The organism is Polaribacter sp. ALD11 (assembly GCF_002831685.1).
Classification (GTDB): Bacteria; Bacteroidota; Bacteroidia; order Flavobacteriales; family Flavobacteriaceae; genus Polaribacter.
Window position 1 is genome coordinate 1,644,222 of sequence record NZ_CP025119.1, and the last position, 18,093, is coordinate 1,662,314.

The window sequence follows — 18,093 nt, forward strand, 5'->3', positions numbered from 1 at the left end:
TTGTTATTTCGCTGAGACACACAAATAGTTTTCGCAGAGTTTCGCTGAGCAAATATTTTTACACTTAATGTATCACTTCCTACGGACTGTCATTGCAAGGTACGAAGCAATCTCAACCCTAATAATCTCTTATTAATAACAGCATATTAAAAGACCTCACAGGTTTTATAAATCTGTGAGGTCTAGTATTATAAAAGATTAAAAACGCTACTAATACAACACTCTAAACTTAATAGTGCCTTCTATTTTTCTTAATTCTTCTATTACTTCTATATTATATTCTTTGTCTAAATCTGTAATTACATAACCTACTTTTGGATCGGTAGATAAATATTGCCCTGTAATATTTAAGTTGTACTCTGCTAAAACCTTATTAATTTTCGCCATAACACCTGGTACATTTTTATGAATATGTAAAAAACGGTGTGCTTTTGTTTGTCTTGGTAAACGAATATTAGGAAAATTTACAGCGTCTACTGTATTCCCTGAATTAATATATGCCATAATTTTACTTGGCACAAAATCTGCAATATCTCTTTGTGCTTCTTCTGTACTTCCACCAACATGTGGTGTTAAAATTACGTTTGGTAATCCTTTTAATTCTGTAAGAAATTCTCCATTCTTCCTTGGTTCTTCAGGATATACGTCTACCGCGGCACCTGCTAATTTCCCGCTTTTTAAAGCCGCAGCTAAAGCTCCAATATTTACTACAAACCCACGAGAAAGATTCACTAAATGTGCATCATCTTTCATTTGTGAGATTTCTTTTTCACCGAAGAAATTCTTATTCGCAGCATTGTCATCTACATGCAATGTAACTACATCAGAAATTTCTAATAACGCTTCTAAAGTATTCATTTTCGTTGCATTTCCTAATGATAGCTTATCTTCTACGTCATAATAATACACATCCATTCCTAAAGCTTCTGCTAAAACAGACAATTGCTTACCAATATTACCATAACCTACAATTCCTAGTTTTTTACCACGAACCTCTCTAGAACCTTCTGCTGTTTTATTCCATTGTCCGTTGTGAATTTCTGTACTTCTTTGAAAAACACTACGCATTAACATAATAATTTCTCCAATAGCCAGTTCAACCACAGAACGTGTGTTACTATAAGGAGCATTAAAAACAACAACTCCATTTTCTTTACAAGCTTCTAAGTCTATTTGTTTTGTACCAATACAAAATGCACTTACCACCATTAATTTTTCGGCTGCTTCTACTACTTTTCTGGTTACGTTTGTTTTAGAACGAATTCCTAAAACGTGTACCTCTTTTATTTTCTCTATTAATTCGTCTTCAGACAAACTCTTAGAAACTGTTTCTACTGTAAAACCATCTGTAGATAACTTTGTAAAAGCATCTGGATGTACGTTTTCTAGCAATAAAATTTTAATTCTGTTCTTTGGGTATGAAATATTTCTTGGCAAATCGTTTATGTATAAAAATTCATCTAAATTCGGAGCAATATGGTCTGCGTTTTCTGTTGTCTTTATTCTAGAAACATTCTCTGTGTATGCAAAAAAGGTATCTGCTACACCTGCTTCTCGAGTTACATAATCACTATAACCATCTCCAATTACTTGTATTTCTCCTTCTAAATTCATGTCTTTTAAACATTGAATTTTCCCGTTGTGTTTCGACAATGGGTTATTCGCATCGAAGCCAATAATTTTACCGTCTTCTGCAAACTCAAACGTATTTGCGAACACTCTTTCAGAAGGTATATTGTATTCTTCTACAATAGGATCTATAAATTCTTTGAATCCGCAGGAAATAACATAAATATCATTAGCAAAATCTGCAAAAAATTCTTTATTTCTTTCTATGGATTTAGAAACTTGCTTTTTTAAAGCGACTACTAAGTTAGTTAAATCTGCCTTATTCGCTTTTAATAATTGGATTCTTCTTTCTAGAGACTCTGTAAATGAGATTTCACCATCGATTCCTAAATTGGTAATATCTATAATTTCTTGAATTATAGCGTCTTTTTTAGGATTGTCTTTCAAAGTTATTTCCGCCAAAACATCCAGAGCTTCTACCCTTGTTAATGTACTGTCAAAATCGAAAATATAATTTCTTTTAGTGGTAATCATTTTTAAAATCTTAGTTGATTTATTCACTGTAAATCTACAAATATAGTAGGATAACAGAAAGCAAATCTAAAGTTTTATGATATCTTCTAAAATACCTGCCAATAACTTTCAAGTTGACAAAAAACATCTTTAAAATTATCCTAAATTACGGAATCCTAAAAGGAGTAGCCACCAAATTATAGGCAAAGATTCTACCCAAAAAGAGCTATAGTATTTAGATTGATTGATCTTAGACCTCATTAAGAAAACTAAAACCAAAAAAAAGAAAATCATAAACACGTTTTTAGAAAAAGCATTTGTGTTGATTCCGTATTCTATTAACAAGGCAAAAACCATCAACCCTAAACCCAGTCTTTTTGTTTTTTCAATACCAATTTTCTTTGGAATGGTTTGTAAAGAAATAACATCATATTTTACATCTCTAATATCAAAAGGCAAAATTAAAACCACCACAATTAGAAGACGTTGCAATAGCAATAAAATACTATTTAATGAAACTTCTTTACCAGCATCTACACAAGGTATTAAAACCGTAAAACCTGCCCAAACAATTGCTACTACTATTATTTTTAAATAACTCACCTCACGCAAACTCTTATGAAATCCGCTTAAAAAAGGAACTGCATATAAAAGCGTAAGTAGTGTAAAAGGAACCACATAAAGCAACGTTCTACTAGGAATTTGATATGCATAATAACACATTGCTAAAAAGCAAAAAAAAGAAAATACTTGAATTATTTTTAAATTATAGGTTAAACTTCTATGATGCAGTTTTGCAACACCTGCATATTTCACAAAATTATAGCCTGTAATTGTTCCGAAAAAAATAAATAAATCTAAATCTTCATTATAAGGAAGTTCAAAGTATTGTTCCGTTATCCTAACAAACGCATAAACCGCTAAACCTACATGAATACTCGAATTTATGTAAAAATTAAAAAATAACTTTAAAAACCTCATAAAACAAAAATAACATTTCTGTTCATAACATTCATTTTTTGGTTAATAATTAACTTCTTTTTATTCATTTTCAGACAGCAATTAATTTATTTAATTCTTATTTTTGAAAAGTCAAAAATTCTTATTTTTTTTGAAAATATAATAAACAACACTAAATCGATTGAAATAAATCGGTAACAAAACTAAATAAATGAATACAAATTCGTTTCAACGTAGACATATTGGTCCTAATAAAAAGGAACAAGAAAAAATGTTAGCAACTATTAAAGCTAATAACTTAGAGCAATTAATTGATGAAACTGTACCTAACAACATTCTGCTAAAAAAGCCTTTAGATTTAGAACCCGCTATGAGCGAGTACCAGTATTTAGCGCATATAAAAGCACTTTCAGAAAAAAATAAGGTTTTTAAAAGCTATATAGGTTTAGGATACAATGAAGCAATTGTACCAAGTGTAATTCAGCGTAATATTTTAGAAAACCCAGGTTGGTACACAGCATACACACCTTACCAAGCAGAAATTGCACAAGGTAGATTAGAAGCGTTGTTAAATTACCAAACGATGATTTGCGATTTAACAGGAATGGAGCTAGCAAATGCCTCTTTATTAGATGAATCTACCGCTGCTGCAGAAGCAATGGCTTTATTATATGATGTTAGAGAACGTGCAAAGAAAAAAGCAGGTGCTAATAAATTTTTTGTTTCTGATGAAATTTTACCACAAACCTTATCTTTATTACAGACAAGATCAACTCCAATTGGTATTGAGTTAGTCGTTGGAAATCATGAAGATTTTAATTTTGGTGATGAATTTTTCGGAGCAATCTTACAATACCCTGGGAAATTTGGGCAAATTTTTGATTACGAGAAATTTGTTGCAAAAGCAAATGATAACAACATAAAAATAGCGGTTGCAGCCGATATTTTATCCTTAGTACAATTAAAAGCACCAGGAGAATTTGGCGCATCTGTTGTTGTAGGAACTACACAGCGTTTCGGAATCCCTTTAGGTTACGGAGGCCCTCATGCAGCCTATTTTGCAACTAAAGAAGCCTATAAAAGAAGTATTCCAGGAAGAATTATTGGTGTTACCAAAGATACAGATGGAAAGCGTGCTTTAAGAATGGCTTTACAAACCAGAGAACAACACATTAAACGTGAAAGAGCTACTTCTAATATTTGTACTGCGCAGGTTTTATTAGCAGTTATGGCAGGAATGTACGCTGTTTACCACGGTAAAGATGGTCTAGAATTTATTGCAAACAATGTGCATAATCACACAAAATCACTTGCAAATACTCTAGAAAACTTAGGTTTCAAACAATTGAATGCTGCTTATTTTGATACTATTTTGATTGAGGTTGAAGCAGAAAAATTAAGAACAGTTGCAGAAGCAAAAAGCATTAACTTTAATTATGTCGATGCAAACCATGTCTCGATTTCTATTAATGAAACTATTGACTCTACATCTTTAAGAGCAATAATCTCTTGTTTTGAAGAAGCTTTTAATATAGAAAATAAAAAAATAGCTGAAACTACAGAAATTCTTCCGAAAAACGTACAGAGAAATACGTCGTTTTTAGAGAACGAAGTTTTTAACACGTATCAATCTGAAACAGATATGATGCGATATATTAAGAAATTAGAACGCAAAGATTTAGCGTTGAATCATTCTATGATTTCTTTAGGTTCTTGTACAATGAAGCTAAATGCAGCTTCAGAGATGTTACCTTTAAGTAATCCACAATGGGGGAACATTCACCCATTTGTCCCATTAAATCAAGCAGAAGGTTACCAAGAGATTTTAAAAAACCTAGAACATCAATTAAATATTATTACTGGTTTTGCTGGTACTTCTCTGCAACCAAATTCTGGTGCACAAGGTGAATTTGCTGGTTTAATGACTATTAGAGCATATCATCAATCAAATAATGATGCACATAGAAATATTTGCTTGATACCAGCTTCTGCACATGGTACAAACCCTGCTTCAGCAGTTATGGCAGGAATGAAGGTTGTGGTTACCAAAACAGATGAAAGAGGTAATATTGATGTAGAAGATTTGCGTGAAAAAGCAATTTTACACAAAGATAATTTGGCTGCTTTAATGGTAACTTACCCTTCAACTCATGGAGTTTTTGAAAGTGCAATTCAAGAAATTACACAGCTTATTCATGACAATGGCGGACAAGTTTATATGGACGGTGCAAATATGAATGCTCAAGTTGGTTTAACTAACCCTGCAACAATTGGTGCAGATGTTTGTCACTTAAACTTACATAAAACATTCGCTATTCCTCATGGTGGTGGTGGTCCTGGAGTTGGTCCTATTTGTGTTGCACCACAATTAGTTCCTTTTTTACCATCAAATCCTATTATTAAGACAGGAGGAGAAAGTCCAATTTCAGCAATTTCTGCTGCTCCTTGGGGTTCTGCTTTGGTTTGCTTAATTTCTTACGGGTATATTACTATGCTAGGAGCTAAAGGGTTAACAGATTCTACAAAAATGGCAATTTTAAATGCAAACTATATTAAAGAGCGTTTGGGAGAACATTATTCTACTTTATATACAGGAGAAAAAGGTCGTGCAGCGCATGAAATGATTATTGACTGTAGAGACTTTAAACAAAACGGAATTGAAGTTGTAGATATCGCTAAACGTTTGATGGATTATGGTTTCCACTCACCAACAGTTTCTTTTCCAGTTGGTGGAACCATGATGATTGAGCCTACAGAGTCTGAAAGTATCGCTGAATTAGACCGTTTCTGTGATGCAATGATTTCTATTCGTGAAGAAATTAAAAATGCAACAAAAGAGGATGCTAACAATCCTTTAAAAAATGCACCTCACACGCAAGAAATGCTAACTTCTGATGATTGGCAATTGCCTTACTCTAGAAAACAAGCAGCTTTTCCTTTAGAATATATTGCTGACAACAAATTTTGGCCAACGGTAAGAAGAGTCGATGATGCTTTTGGAGACAGAAACTTAATTTGTTCTTGTAACCCAATTGAAGATTATATGTAGTAGTAATTTTTTGCAAATAGATATTTTAAAACCACCTCAAATAGAGGTGGTTTTTTTGCATTATATTTTTATTCAAAAAAAAACAGCCCTTACTTAAAAGTAAGGGCTGTTAGATAATCTATAAAAAATAGTTCTTTTTATTCTGTAACTTCTGTTTCTTTAATTTCAACAACTTCAAGATCAAAGATAAGATCTTTACCAGCTAAAGGATGGTTTCCATCTATAACAATACTTTCATCTTTAACTTCAACAACCATTAAGTTCATTTCTTGACCATCTGGAGATTTAGAAACTAAGCCCATACCAACTTCTGGAGCCATATCTTGAGGAAGTTCAGTTTTCTTCACTTCTTGAATTAAATCTTTATTAACTTCTCCATACGCTTCTTCTTTAACGATTGTGATAGTCTTTTTTTCATTTAATTTCATATCGATTAATCCTTTTTCAAAACCAGGTATTAATCTTCCTTGACCTAAAGTAAATTCGATTGGCTCTTTTCCTTCAGAAGTATCGAAAATTTGTCCATCAGATAATTTACCTGTATAATTTACTTTTACTGTGTTGTTCTCTTTAACTTGACTCATACTATAATTATTTAATTTTAAAAAATACTCTTTGCGTAATTATTACACTGCAAATATTTTAGTTTAAACTTACTTTAACATTAGCCGCCAAAATCAAGCCAAAGAAGTAAAAACCTAGAATAAGAATTTACAATCTTACAAACTAGAAGCGTTTAAAACACAATAAACACGCTGTGATTCTTTGATAGTAACAAAGTATAGCTTTATAAACGAATTCAAAATAATATCAAAAAAAAAATAATACAATCAGTAAATATGTCAGTTGAAATAAAAAAACAGAACCTTTATGTCAAAACTATAAAAAAAAACTCTTCATTTAATTAAAAATTAGTGAACATGAGAAAATTATCGATTTGCGATGATTCTTAATAAAATCAATTTTAAAGAGAATCCGCTTCTTTTAATCTAAATTCGCAGTAATTACATTTTATGATTCAGGAAATTAGAAAATTTGGTTTTATTACAAAAGGAATTGTTTACGCAATTTTAGGTATCCTTACTTTTTTAGCTGCCTTAAATTTAGGTGGAAAAGTATCTGATAAAAATGGAGTAATCTCTTTTTTAGAAAGTCAGGTTTTTGGAAAATTCCTTTTATTAATTGTTGGTTTAGGCATGTTTTCATATTCCGTTTGGCGTTTTTATAAATCTTATTTTGTTATCAAAAAAGGAGCTAATTTTTCTAAATATTTTCTAATGCTCGATTTTTTTATAAGAGGAGTTATATATGGTTCGTTTGCTATCTCTATTTTATATAAAGTTTTTAATCAACCTAAAGAAGGAGTCTCTAAGAAAACTTTAGCTGCAAAAGTTTTACAATTAGAAATTGGTAATTATATTATCTATGTAATTGCTAGTATTATTTTTTTATCTGCTTTAAATCAATTTTACATCGTTTATCAAAAAAAATATTTAAAATACATAGAAAAAAATGCAAACATTAAATCTTTTACTTTTTTGAAAACAACTGGTAAATATGGTATTTTATCTAGAGGAATTTCGTTTTTAATATTTGCATGGTTTATTTTTAAGGCTGCTTCAGAGGAAAATGCAGAAAAAATAAAAGGCACCCAAGAAATGTTTAGCTATTTACACAACCTTAGTTTTGGAAACATTTTAATGGCAATTATGGCATTAGGTTTTCTACTCTATGGTATTTTCCAATACTTTTACGCAAGATATAGTGAGTATTAAAAATTACTGTTTTTTATGTATTTTTGATGTATGAAAAAATTAATTTTATTTATCTTGTTAGGAATTAGTTTTGTTAACTTCTCTCAAAACATACCTAAAGGTTTTGTCTATTTAGATAGTATAGTGCCTTCTATAGAAATTGAATTGCGTTACCTTTCTTCTAATAATTTTATTGGAAAACCTATAGATGGCTACAAAAGCAATTGTATTATAGTATCTTCGGAAGCTGCTAAATTGCTTAAAAAAATTCAACAAGAATTATTAAAAAAAGGTTTAGGTCTTAAAATATTTGATGCATACAGACCACAACAAGCCGTAAATCATTTTGTAAAATGGGCAAAAGTTTTGAATGACACTTTAATGAAGAATCAATACTACCCAAACGTCTCAAAATCGAAACTTTTTAAACAAGGTTATATTGCTTCAAAATCGGGTCATTCTAGAGGAAGTACAGTAGATTTAACAATTATTAATTCTAAAACAGGTAAAGAACTAGACATGGGAAGCTCTTATGATTTCTTCGGAACTCAATCTCATTATTCCTATAAAAATATTTCAAAAAAACAGAAAGAAAATAGAATGTTGCTTCGCAAAATAATGTTAGCAAATAACTTTAAACCATACGAAAATGAATGGTGGCATTTTACTTTAAGAAATGAGCCCTTTAGAAATACTTATTTCAACTTTCTTGTTAATTAATAAGTTTTAACAAAATCTACACATCTTCAATTTAAATCGGCATTATATTTGCTTTAAAATGGTTAGAAATTTATTCTAAATGAAATATAAAATTAAAATTTTCACCTTCATAATTTGCCTTTTATCTACAACAACTTTTGTTGCTCAGTTAGATAAAGGTAATGGTACTAAAGAGAAGGGAAAGATAAAAGCTATTGTTTTTAAGAACTCTAAAGCTGTAGAAAAACCTAATTCTATTGAATTACATGGAAATGACGGTTTTAAAAAAGCGTTTGATAAAGAGCAAGAAAAATTAAAAAAGAGTCAGGAAGAAGAAAAATTAAATAATAAAGGCATCATTACACAGAAACAAATAAGTGAAGCTCGTTTTTTAAAAGCCTTTAAAAAAATAAATGGTCAATATATTTATCCTGTAATAGATCAAGACTTAGGCAGTTTTAGAACAAATTCTGGTAGTGTAAATATTATTTGTAGAGACTTTCAATACCCTGATGGTGATAGAGTTACAATTATGGTAAATGACGTACCCGTTGTAATAAATATTGTTTTAAAACAACAATATCAAAGTTTTACAATTCCTTTAAAAGTAGGTATTAATAAAATTTCGTTTGTAGCATTAAATCAAGGCACTTCTGGTCCTAACACCGCTGCATTTAAAATATACAATGATACCGGCATACTATTATCTTCAAATGAATGGAATTTAGCTACAGATGCGAAGGCTACTTTAGTCATAGCAAAAGACAAATAAACAAGCTACGAAAACGTTAGAGTTAAATTCATAAAATCAAGTTTTTTTATTCTATATAAAACAGTTATTTTTGTATTTGCATTATATAAAAATATCATATATATTTTACATCAAACAATAATCATAAAGAATGAAAAAAATTACCAAACAGACCTATTTAGACTGGTACAAAGACATGCTTTTTTGGCGTAAATTCGAAGACAAATTAGCTTCAGTTTACATTCAACAAAAAGTAAGAGGTTTCTTACATTTATATAATGGTCAAGAAGCAATTTTAGCTGGTGCTCTGCATGCAATGGACTTGTCTAAAGATAAAATGATTACTGCTTACAGAAATCATGTACAACCAATTGGTATGGGTGAAGATCCTAAAAAGGTGATGGCAGAATTGTTTGGAAAAGTAACCGGAACTTCTAAAGGAATGGGTGGTTCTATGCATATTTTTTCTAAAGAATTTGGTTTTTATGGAGGTCATGGAATTGTTGGTGGACAAATACCTCTAGGAGCAGGTATTGCTTTTGGAGATAAATACAAAGGAAGTGATGCTGTAACATTAACTTGTTTTGGTGATGGTGCTGCAAGACAAGGTTCTTTACATGAAGCTTTTAACATGGCAATGTTGTGGAAGTTACCTGTAGTTTTTATTGTTGAAAACAATGGTTACGCAATGGGAACTTCTGTAGAAAGAACAGCAAATCACACCGATATATGGAAACTTGGTTTAGGATATGAAATGCCTTGTGGACCAGTTGACGCAATGAATCCTATAAAGGTTGCTGAAGCAGTAGATGAAGCAATACAGAGAGCAAGACGTGGAGATGGCCCTACTTTTCTAGAAATGAAAACTTACAGATATAGAGGTCATTCAATGTCAGATGCACAACACTACAGAACCAAAGATGAAGTAGAAGAGTACAAAAAAATAGACCCAATAACACAAATTTTAGATGTTATTAAAGAAAACGAATACGCTACAGCAGAAGAAATAGCAGCTATTGATAAAGACGTAAAAGCTAGAGTAAACGAGTGTGAGAAATTCGCAGAAGAATCTCCTTACCCAGAAATTCAACAGATGTATGATATGGTATATGAACAAGAAGATTATCCTTTTATAAGTTAAGATATGGCTACAATTATAAATATGCCCAGATTAAGCGACACCATGGAAGAAGGTGTTGTGGCAAAATGGTTAAAAAATGTTGGAGATAAAATTGAAGAAGGTGATATTCTAGCTGAAATCGAAACTGACAAAGCAACAATGGAATTTGAGTCTTTCCATGAAGGAACTTTATTACATATTGGTATTCAAGAAGGAGAAACTTCTCCGGTTGATGTTTTATTAGCTATTATAGGTGAAGAAGGTGAAGATATCTCTGAAATTCTAAATGGTAGTAAAGAAACTTCTGAAACGGAAACGACAGAAGAAGATGATGTTGAAGAAGAAACTACACCCGAAGAGAATATAGTTGAAATTCCTGATGGAGTTCAAGTAATTACAATGCCTCGTTTAAGTGATACAATGACTGATGGAACTGTGTCTACATGGTTAAAGAAAGTTGGAGATGTTGTTGAGGAAGGTGATATGCTTGCTGAGATTGAGACAGATAAAGCAACTATGGAATTTGAGTGTTTCTATGAAGGAACCATCTTATACATTGGTGTTCAAGAAGGAGAAACTGCGCCTGTAGATAGTTTATTAACTATTATTGGTCCTGCTGGTACGGATGTTTCTGCATTAGTTGCTAATGGTGGTGCTTCTTCAGAAAAGCCTGCTGCTTCAACTTCTGAAAAGAAAGAGGAAAAACCTGTTGCTAAAGCGGAAGAAACAAAATCTTCAAATACAACTACGAATAGTAATGGTGGAAGAATTTTTGCTTCTCCATTAGCTAAGAAAATTGCTTCTGATAAAGGAATTAATTTAGCAGATATTAATGGCTCTGGTGAAAACGGAAGAATCATTAAAAAGGATGTAGAAAACTATACTCCTGCTGCTAAAACTGCCGAAGCTACTACTTCTACCCCTGCTGCTCCCGCTACAAATTTTGTTGCTGCTGGTGAAGAAAAATCTGAAGAAATTAAGAATTCTCAAATGCGTAAAGCAATTGCAAAATCTTTAGGTAATTCTAAATTTTCTGCACCTGATTTCAGCTTAAATATTGAAGTTGACATGGACAATGCAATGGCTTCTAGAAAAACCATAAATGCAATTCCAGAAACTAAAGTATCATTTAACGATTTGGTTGTAAAAGCATGTGCAATGGCACTTAAAAAGCATCCACAAGTTAATACATCTTGGACAGATGCAAACACAATTTATCACAGCCATATTCACGTAGGGGTTGCTGTTGCTGTTGATGATGGGTTATTAGTACCTGTTATTAAGCACACAGATCAATTAAGTTTAACTCAAATTGGTGCAGGTGTTAGAGATTTAGCTGGTAAAGCAAGAAATAAAAAATTAGCTCCTGCAGATATGCAAGGTAGTACTTTTACTGTTTCTAACTTAGGTATGTTTGGTATCGAAAATTTTAATTCTATAATCAATCAACCTAACTCAGCTATTTTATCTGTTGGTGCAATAGTTGAAAAACCAGTTGTTAAAGACGGACAAATAGTTGTTGGTAATACTATGAAATTGACTTTAACTTGCGACCATAGAACTGTAGATGGTGCTGTTGGAGCTCAATTTTTACAAACTTTAAAAACGTTTATAGAAAACCCAGTTACAATGTTAGCTTAGGCTTTTTAAAACTATATTTTATAAAAAAGCTCGCAGTTTGCGAGCTTTTTTTTATATACTTATTTTAGATGGAAAAATTAGAAGAAAAATTAAAAAATCCCGTTTGGTATTCCTTAAACGAAACGCATCATAAATCTTTAATAACATATGACGGTGTTCAATTTTACAAACCAGATATTTGCATATTTGGAGCCTTCTTTGACGAAACAAAAACGGAAAATGCATTGAATGAATATGCTAAAATAGCAGAAAGTTTTTTTTTGGTTTCAGAAAAACAAAATCCGATTATAGATACAAATCATGTTGTTCTTGAGAGGAAAATTGATGGTTGTCAAATGGTATTAGAAAAGTTAGTAGACGTAGAAAACACAGAAGATATTGTTCTATTAACAGAAAAGTATATAGATGAAGTCTATGATTTAATTTGGTTAGTGATGCCAGGTTTTTATCAGAGAAAATCTTTTTATATGGGAAAATTCTATGGTATTTTTAAAGAAAACAAATTGGTATCAATTACAGGTCAAAGAATGCAAACGAACGATTTTATAGAAATAAGCTCGGTTGTTACACATCCTGATTATACCAAAAGAGGGTATGCTAAACAATTGATTTCTTATGTAACTAAAGATATTTTAAAAGAAAAAAAGCTTCCAATTTTACATACTAACAAAGGAAATCCTGCAATCCCTCTTTATAAAAAATTAGGCTATAAATTAACGAGAGATATGAATTGGTGGTTATTCCGTAGAAAATAATAAACCAATGTAATGCATAAAAAATGCTTTGAGGAAAACTCAAAGCATTTTTTGTTTAAAATAATAATTCTTTACAATTACATTTTAGTTGTGGTACTTTTTGTAGAAATCTTAATATCTGCTCCGTTTGCACTTAAAGCCATTTCTGTATTTGCAGTATCCTGAATCCCTGTTTTAACATCAACTATTAAATTTCCTTTTACATCTCCAGTTCCCATACCGGAAACAGCTCCAATAACATCAATATAAACCTTTCCATTCTCTATTTTAGAAATAGTGTATGTTGTTTTAACCTCCATTCCTTGTTCATTCGTTTCATCTGTCCATGAAGAACCAACAGAAACTTTCTCTTTTGGGTATTTTACACCCTTAACTTGTTTTGTAAACTGATCCATAGCAGGTGTAGATGGTTCAACTTTAGTTTCTAAAATTTCGCCTTCTGTAGACATTTTAGAAATAATAGTAGCTTTCATCATTGGGTCAAACTGCTGTTTCATCATTTTACCCATTTGATCTAAATCCTCCTCTTTCATTGATGAATTAAAACTCATAGCCATACCTCCTTGAAGCATATTCATATCTATAGCTTTAATTTTAGATTCTGTAGTAATAACATCTCCTTCTTTACCTGTTACAACCATATCCATAGTCATTTTCATGTCTACACCACCTTGAGCCCCCATGTCTTGAGAGACATCTAACTTCACTGATAAAACATCCCCTTTGCTGTAATTAGCTCTTAATAATACAGATTCTTGTGCAGTAACAGTAAGTGTTGTTGCTAACACAAATAAGAATAACAATTTTTTCATTTTTTTTTGTTTTATATTTATAATTATTTTTAGAAGACGAATATAGTATTTTTTACAAAAAACGCTCACAAATTGTGAGCGTTTTTAAATCTATTTATAATTTACTATTTAAAACTCTTGGTTCATATCCCAAGCTTCTAAAGTTTCTTTTAAGGTTTTTATAAACATTCCTCCTAAAGCACCATTTACAACTCTATGATCATACGAATGAGAAACAAACATCTTTTGTCTAATTCCTATAAAATCCCCATCTGGTGTTTCTATAACCGCAGGAACTTTCCTGATAGCTCCTAATGCTAAAATTGCAACTTGTGGCTGGTTTATAATTGGTGTCCCCATTACAGAACCAAAACTACCAACGTTAGTTACTGTATAAGTTCCTCCTTGAATTTCATCTGGTTTTAATTGATTGTTTCTTGCTCTTCCTGCTAAATCATTTACAGATTTTGTCATTCCAACAAGATTTAACAAATCTGCATTTTTAATAACAGGTACAATTAAATTTCCATCAGGTAGAGCTGCAGCCATACCTAAATTAATATTTTTTCTTTTAATGATAGTATCGCCATCTATAGCAATGTTAATCATTGGATATTTTTTTATTGTAGATGCAACAGCATGCATTAAAATTGGCGTAAAAGTTAATTTTTCTCCTTCTCTTTTCAAGAAAGCATCTTTCACTTTTGTTCTCCATTTTACAATATTGGTAACATCAATTTCTATAAAAGACTGTACATGCGCAGAAGTTTGCACAGAATTAACCATATGTTTAGAAATTAGTTTCCCCATTCTAGACATTTCAATTACCTCATCTTCTCCGTTTACAGAAACAGGTGAAGCTTTTTGTACTTCTTTTTGAATTGGTTTTGAAACCTTCTCTTCAACTACTTTTGTTGCTTGAGGTTTAGATATAGGCTTCCCATTTTCGATATATGATAAAATATCTTCTTTATTCACTCTGCCATCTTTACCAGAACCAGAAATATTTTCTAATTCTTCCATAGAAATATTTTCTTTTTGCGCAATGTTTCTAACTAATGGAGAGTAAAATTTACCAGAATCTGAAGTTTTTGAAATTGGTGAAGCAATAACTTCTACCGCTTTTTCAATTGTTTTTTCAACAGCAGAAACATTAGATTTCTCTTCTCCTTTTGAAGTTTCATTTTTTGATGGCTTAGAAACCGTTGTTTCACCACCTTCTGTCTCAATTACAGCAATAGTTTCTCCTACAGCAACAACATCATCTTTTTGATACAAAATTTCTACCAAAGTTCCTTCTACTTCACTAGGAACCTCAGAATCTACCTTATCTGTAGCTATTTCTACAACAGCTTCATCTAATTCAATGGTATCTCCTACTTCTTTTAACCAAGAAGTTATCGTTGCTTCTGCAACACTTTCACCCATTTTTGGTAACTTTAATTCAAACCTTGCCATTTCTATCTGATTTTAGAGATTGCAAAAGTACTAAAAACGGATGATTTTTCACTCATATTATGAGTGAAAAATAATCATAAAGTTTTATAAGGATTAAACTATTCGCAAAATAAAAAGATAAAAACGAATTAAATTAAATATAATTCTATTTTTAGCTAAAATTTTATTGATTTAATAACAAAATAACTAATTATTATTTTTCAACCTTCTTTTGGCCTTTTCTAATTCCTTTTTCGCTTTCTCTAGTTCTCTCTCCGCTATTTTAAACGCTCTTTCTGCATCCTTTTTTCCCTCTTCTTTAGAATCTGTTCCAGAAATAGCTTCTTTTAACGAAGCTCCTAATTCTTCCATCATAACAACAGTATTAGAATTTGCAAACTCTTTATCAACATAAATCTTCAAGGTATTATCTGTCAACTTACAATCATACAGTTTATCACCGTTTTCATTTTTTATCCATCTATAAACATCTCCAAAAATTGTTAACCCTGTATCTCCTAATTTATCAACTAACATTTTTTTGATGTTTCCTGTTTTACTTTCATGAAACCTTGCCGAAAACTTATATATATCATCATTCCTTTTTATTGATACTGATGAATTATCTGCTTTGTCATCAGTATCAAAATTTATTGAATACGTATTACTTTTTGTTGTTGAAGAAGTTCTTTGCGCGAATAAACTACTCATTAAAAATAAACTGATTGCTGTGGTTAAAAATACTTTTATCATACTATTGTTTTTTAAATTATGTGACAAATGTAAATTCAAAAAATAATTAGACAATAGAAAAACAATCTGTTAACCCAGCTTTAACGTTAACAAAAGAAGCATTAACCAACCTTAAATTCTAAGCCAACTCCGCGGATACTTTCTATAGAAATTGAGGTATCTTCTTTAAAATATTTACGAATTCTACTTATAAAAACATCCATACTTCTTCCTGAAAAGAAATCATCATTCTCCCAAACTGCTTTTAAAATTTCCTCTCTTTTTAAAAGTTGATTTTTATGTTGTACTAAAAACTGAATTAATTCTCCCTCTTTCTCTGTTAGTTGTTGTAAATTTTGATTGATTTTTAATTCTAAACGTCTTGTATTAAACTCATAATTCCCTATAGAAATAATTTCATATGTAAAGGTTATTACTGAAGTTTTTTGAGTTCGCTTTAGAATATTATTTAATCTTAAAACCAATTCATCTGCTTCAAATGGTTTTACAACATAATCGTCTGCGCCTAGTTTTAACCCTTTTAGTTTATCTACTTTCATTTTTCTAGCAGTCAAAAAAATAAAAGGAACTTCAGGATTTATTTCTATAATTTTTTCAGCCAAAGAAAAACCATCTAATTTTGGCATCATTACATCTAAAACGCAAATATTAAAACCTCCTTTTTTAAATGAAGTAAAAGCTTCTTCACCATCTTTTGCCCATTCAACTGTAAACCCAGACATTTCTAAATATTGTTTTAGAATGCTGCCAAAATCTACATCATCTTCTGCTAATAAAATATGTTTTTGAATAGACATTCATTTTAGTTTAATGGAATTTCAATCGTAAAACTTGTTCCTTTTCCTACTTCGCTTTCAACAGAAATTATTCCGTTATGCGCTTTTATAATTTGATTTGTATAATACAAACCAAGCCCTAGCCCTTTTACATTATGGACTTCCTTGTTACCAACTCTGTAAAATTTATCGAATAAAAATGGTTGTTCTTTTTTCGGTATTCCAATTCCGTTATCAGAAATTAAAATTATAAAATTCTCATCCGTTTTAGAAAAAATATTGATTTCTAAATGCTCTTTTCCATATTTAACTGCATTTTCTAATATATTTAATAGGGCAGTTGTAAAATAAAATTTATCAATAAAAATTTCTTGATTAATATTAATGCTCTTATGGAACTTTATACTTTTAGAATCTAAAGAAAGTTGAAAATCTGCAACAATCAAATTCAAATATTTTTTACTATTTACCAATTCTTTTTGAAGCTGAATCTCTTGATAACCTAAAGAATTATTCAGTACCTGGTCAATCAATTTCTGCAAGCGAATATTCTGTCTTTCTATTGTATTTACAGTATTCTCAAAAATTCCTTGTTTAGATATAATTTCTTTTGTCTTCAACATCTTTGTAGCTAAAGTTAATGTAGCTAGAGGTGTTTTTAGTTCGTGTGTAATGTTGTTTACAAAATCGGTTTTTATATCTGCAATTTTCTTCTGAGTTATTAAATTTTTAATGGAGTAATATAACAAGCCGAAAACTAATAAAAAGATAAAAACGGAAAGAATTAACAAACTGGTCATCTTACGTAATACAATTTTCTCCCAGCCTTCAATATTCATTCGATCTTCAGTTTCGAATTGTAAATTAAAAGTGATTGACTTTTCTTTTCCGTTAACCAGACGTTGAAAATTATGATCCGTCATCCATAAAGAGTTACTAACCTTATGGCCTTCTTTTATTGAAAATTCTTCTCCTAGTAAACGAAAGGAAGACTTCAATTTTGAATTAAAAATGGTATCATTTCTAATACTATCTAAAAGAATAATTGTCTTTACTTGTTTCTGAAATTTTAAGTTATAACCTATATTTTTATTTAATAATTCTTTGTTATAATTTTTAATGTAGGTATCATTAATAGAATCTGTAATAGAATTCAATTTTTCTAAAACAGTTGATTTAGAAATTTTTTTAACGTAATAATCTGCAATAATATTTAGAAAATGATCTTGCCAAACATCATTCATTTTATCTAAACTTGGAGAAAAATCATCTAATCTTGAAATAGCTTTTCTCGTTTCAGAGATAAAGACATCTTTTTTTTGTTTATAGGTATTATTAATTAAATACCCCTGAATTAGAGATAAAGCTAGCAATCCTAAAATTGATGCAATTATAAGAAGTCTAATTTTTTTGAGCATTATCAAAAGTAAGAAATTGACACTATTATTATTAAAAATAATGGTCATTAACTTTCCATTAACCTAAAAAAGCACAAAACCGAATTAGTCTTGTGCTTTTTTATTTC

At 30.5% G+C, this 18,093-nt stretch carries 15 protein-coding genes; 7 read left to right on the top strand and 8 right to left on the bottom strand.

What is annotated here, in order from left to right; translation table 11 throughout:
- Window positions 1-210: 210 nt before the first annotated feature.
- Together serA and CW731_RS07345 are read right to left on the bottom strand one after the other, a co-directional pair.
- Window positions 211-2,103 (bottom strand): phosphoglycerate dehydrogenase, encoded by a 1,893-nt coding sequence (serA, locus tag CW731_RS07340; RefSeq protein WP_100946109.1) that lies wholly within the window; start codon window positions 2,101-2,103, stop codon window positions 211-213.
- Between the two features lie 135 nt (window positions 2,104-2,238).
- Window positions 2,239-3,063, bottom strand: a complete 825-nt coding sequence (locus CW731_RS07345) for a hypothetical protein (protein WP_100946110.1) — start codon at window positions 3,061-3,063, stop codon at window positions 2,239-2,241.
- A gap of 190 nt (window positions 3,064-3,253) precedes the next feature.
- Between CW731_RS07345 and gcvP the strand changes: the two genes are divergently transcribed.
- On the top strand, window positions 3,254-6,091 hold the full coding sequence (gene gcvP, locus CW731_RS07350; protein ID WP_100946111.1) for an aminomethyl-transferring glycine dehydrogenase: 2,838 nt from the start codon (window positions 3,254-3,256) through the stop codon (window positions 6,089-6,091).
- 137 nt (window positions 6,092-6,228) lie between these two features.
- Here the strand turns inward: gcvP and CW731_RS07355 are convergent, their stop codons facing one another.
- Window positions 6,229-6,675 carry a peptidylprolyl isomerase gene (locus tag CW731_RS07355; protein WP_100946112.1) on the bottom strand — a complete coding sequence of 149 codons (447 nt, stop codon included), beginning with the start codon at window positions 6,673-6,675 and terminating at the stop codon, window positions 6,229-6,231.
- Window positions 6,676-7,104: 429 nt separating this feature from the next.
- Between CW731_RS07355 and CW731_RS07360 the strand changes: the two genes are divergently transcribed.
- The 6 genes from CW731_RS07360 (at window position 7,105) to CW731_RS07385 (ending at window position 12,811) form a co-directional block, all read left to right on the top strand.
- The gene (locus CW731_RS07360; protein ID WP_100946113.1) at window positions 7,105-7,866 is read left to right on the top strand and encodes a DUF1206 domain-containing protein; all 762 of its coding nucleotides are present in this window, start codon (window positions 7,105-7,107) and stop codon (window positions 7,864-7,866) included.
- A gap of 30 nt (window positions 7,867-7,896) precedes the next feature.
- On the top strand, window positions 7,897-8,565 hold the full coding sequence (locus CW731_RS07365; RefSeq protein ID WP_100946114.1) for a M15 family metallopeptidase: 669 nt from the start codon (window positions 7,897-7,899) through the stop codon (window positions 8,563-8,565).
- Window positions 8,566-8,644: 79 nt separating this feature from the next.
- Entirely contained in the window at window positions 8,645-9,316 is a 672-nt protein-coding gene (locus CW731_RS07370; protein WP_100946115.1) for a hypothetical protein, read from the top strand.
- Window positions 9,317-9,446: 130 nt separating this feature from the next.
- A complete protein-coding gene (gene pdhA / locus CW731_RS07375; protein WP_100946116.1) occupies window positions 9,447-10,436 on the top strand; it encodes a pyruvate dehydrogenase (acetyl-transferring) E1 component subunit alpha in 990 nt (329 codons plus the stop codon).
- A gap of 3 nt (window positions 10,437-10,439) precedes the next feature.
- Window positions 10,440-12,056, top strand: coding sequence for a dihydrolipoamide acetyltransferase family protein (locus tag CW731_RS07380; RefSeq protein WP_100946117.1), 1,617 nt, complete (start codon window positions 10,440-10,442; stop codon window positions 12,054-12,056).
- Between the two features lie 68 nt (window positions 12,057-12,124).
- Entirely contained in the window at window positions 12,125-12,811 is a 687-nt protein-coding gene (locus CW731_RS07385) for a GNAT family N-acetyltransferase (protein ID WP_100946118.1), read from the top strand.
- Window positions 12,812-12,888: 77 nt separating this feature from the next.
- Here the strand turns inward: CW731_RS07385 and CW731_RS07390 are convergent, their stop codons facing one another.
- The 5 genes from CW731_RS07390 to CW731_RS07410 all read right to left on the bottom strand — a co-directional run bounded on the left by CW731_RS07390 (window position 12,889) and on the right by CW731_RS07410 (window position 17,986).
- Window positions 12,889-13,623 (bottom strand): DUF6263 family protein, encoded by a 735-nt coding sequence (locus CW731_RS07390; RefSeq protein WP_100946119.1) that lies wholly within the window; start codon window positions 13,621-13,623, stop codon window positions 12,889-12,891.
- 108 nt (window positions 13,624-13,731) lie between these two features.
- Window positions 13,732-15,060 carry a dihydrolipoamide acetyltransferase family protein gene (locus CW731_RS07395; RefSeq protein WP_100946120.1) on the bottom strand — a complete coding sequence of 443 codons (1,329 nt, stop codon included), beginning with the start codon at window positions 15,058-15,060 and terminating at the stop codon, window positions 13,732-13,734.
- A gap of 186 nt (window positions 15,061-15,246) precedes the next feature.
- Window positions 15,247-15,792 (bottom strand): hypothetical protein, encoded by a 546-nt coding sequence (locus tag CW731_RS07400; protein WP_100946121.1) that lies wholly within the window; start codon window positions 15,790-15,792, stop codon window positions 15,247-15,249.
- Between the two features lie 101 nt (window positions 15,793-15,893).
- The gene (locus tag CW731_RS07405; RefSeq protein WP_100946122.1) at window positions 15,894-16,589 is read right to left on the bottom strand and encodes a response regulator transcription factor; all 696 of its coding nucleotides are present in this window, start codon (window positions 16,587-16,589) and stop codon (window positions 15,894-15,896) included.
- 5 nt (window positions 16,590-16,594) lie between these two features.
- On the bottom strand, window positions 16,595-17,986 hold the full coding sequence (locus CW731_RS07410; RefSeq protein WP_198519865.1) for a sensor histidine kinase KdpD: 1,392 nt from the start codon (window positions 17,984-17,986) through the stop codon (window positions 16,595-16,597).
- Window positions 17,987-18,093 lie beyond the last annotated feature (107 nt).